The sequence below is a fragment of the Candidatus Symbiopectobacterium sp. genome (genome assembly GCF_020054415.1).
In the GTDB taxonomy this organism is placed as follows: Bacteria; Pseudomonadota; Gammaproteobacteria; order Enterobacterales; family Enterobacteriaceae; genus Symbiopectobacterium.
The window spans coordinates 1-1,721 of record NZ_JAHWCO010000734.1 but is presented as its reverse complement, the minus strand read 5'-3'; the positions used below and the strand labels follow the sequence as shown (position 1 = coordinate 1,721).

4 protein-coding genes are annotated in these 1,721 nt (G+C 50.6%); all 4 read left to right on the top strand.

Going from position 1 to position 1,721, the window contains the following annotated elements; all coding sequences use genetic code 11:
• Positions 1–107: IS1 family transposase (locus tag QZ506_RS21140; protein WP_291970255.1), on the top strand; the 107-nt coding region annotated here is incomplete at its 5' end.
• A gap of 88 nt (positions 108–195) precedes the next feature.
• Positions 196–912 carry an autotransporter-associated beta strand repeat-containing protein gene (locus QZ506_RS21135; RefSeq protein ID WP_291973721.1) on the top strand — a complete coding sequence of 239 codons (717 nt, stop codon included), beginning with the start codon at positions 196–198 and terminating at the stop codon, positions 910–912.
• Between the two features lie 27 nt (positions 913–939).
• Positions 940–1,479 carry an autotransporter-associated beta strand repeat-containing protein gene (locus tag QZ506_RS21750; protein ID WP_367273050.1) on the top strand — a complete coding sequence of 180 codons (540 nt, stop codon included), beginning with the start codon at positions 940–942 and terminating at the stop codon, positions 1,477–1,479.
• A gap of 64 nt (positions 1,480–1,543) precedes the next feature.
• A partial coding sequence (locus QZ506_RS21125) for a transposase (RefSeq protein WP_291973723.1) occupies positions 1,544–1,721 on the top strand: 178 nt, incomplete at its 3' end.

Here is a 1,721-nt window from a genome sequence, read left to right as displayed (position 1 = left end):
GTAACCGATTGCAACGGCTCAATCGCAAGACGCTCGGATATTCAAAATCATCCGAAATGCACGATAGGATCATCGGTACTTACATCGAACGCGAGTACTACGTTTGATGCTACATCAACTCATTGAATACACGACCTATTTGGTCCTGGTATCTATCGTGTCATTGACTACACAGGAACCCTGACCAATAACGGTTTGGAACTCGGTGATATTCCGCCGGGCAGGGTTGAATATGTACAAACATCGGTTGCGAATCAGGTAAACCTGGTTGATACCACCGGGTTGACGCTAAATATGTGGGACGGCGGCGCGGTGGGTAATAAAAATAACGGTGTCGTCGATGGCGGTAACGGTGTCTGGCAAACCGCTACGGGGGGTAACGACAACTGGACGGCCTCCGATGGCATATTAAACGCCCCGTGGCAGGAGGGGGCTTTTGCCATTTTTCAGGCGGAAGCCGGTAACGTCACGGTTGATAATAGCCTGGGTCAAGTTACCTCATCGGGAATGCAGTTCGCCTCTGATAGCTACGTGTTGAATGGCGCGGAACTGTCACTGGTAGAAACGGAAACCGGCTCAGGGCAAAACACAGTGCGAGTTGGCAATGGTAGCCTGCCAGGAGCAGCCTACACAGCGACCATCGATGCCATCTTACAGGGCGATGTGCAGTTGGTGAAAACCGATCTCGGCACACTGGTGCTTAACGGCGCCAACACGTATACCGGGGGCACAGCAATTAACGGCGGTACGCTGCTCATTACTAGCGACAGCAACCTTGGTCAGTCCGATGGGGTGCTATCTTTTAATGGCGGTACGCTTGCCACTGAAGCAATCATGTCCACGTCACGGGCGACCCTATTGTGCACCCTCGGCGGTACCATTGATATCGCCCTCGCCTCCCCGTTAACCTAACGCGGTATTATTTCAGGCGTAGGAACCTTGACCAAAATCGGTACCGGTTTGCTCACACTGACTGGGGAGAACACCTACACCGGAGAGACGGTACTCACCCAAGGGACATTACAAATTGGCGACGGCAGCGGCACCGGTTCAATCGTCAGTAATGTGATCAACAATGCTACGCTGGCGTTTAATCGTAATAATACGTTCGTCTATGATGGTGTTATTTCCGGCACAGATGTGGTCAACCAGATAGGCACAGGCTCAACGGTGTTGACAGCAAACAATACCTACACGGGGCTCACCACGATATCCGCAGGAACTCTGCAATTGGGTAATGGCGGAAACACGGGTTCACTCACCGGCAACGTTAACAACAATGGAACACTGGCTTTTAATCGTGGTGACACATTAATTTTCAACAGTACCATTTCCGGTAATGTTCTTGTCGATCAACGAGGTAGTGGCACCACAGTATTAACGACCGCCAATAACTATCTCGGCGGCACTCTGATTTCCGCAGGCACATTGCAACTGTGCAACGGCGGCAATACCGGCTCAATCATCGGGCTTTGTTGAATAAATAGAACTTTTGGGTAATCATCGGAGCAGATCACCACAGTTGTTTCAAAATCAGGTCTCCATGGCAAAACAAAATGTTAAAATCACCAACTTGCCCTCTTATAACAAGGCCCTCAAGCAGCGCGGTTCTCTAACCGTATGGCTAGATGAATCAGCCATTGCTGCATGGACGGAAAAAAACACTACTGAACGGCGTGGACGACCGCTCTACTACTCAGATATGGCCATCACCACAGTCC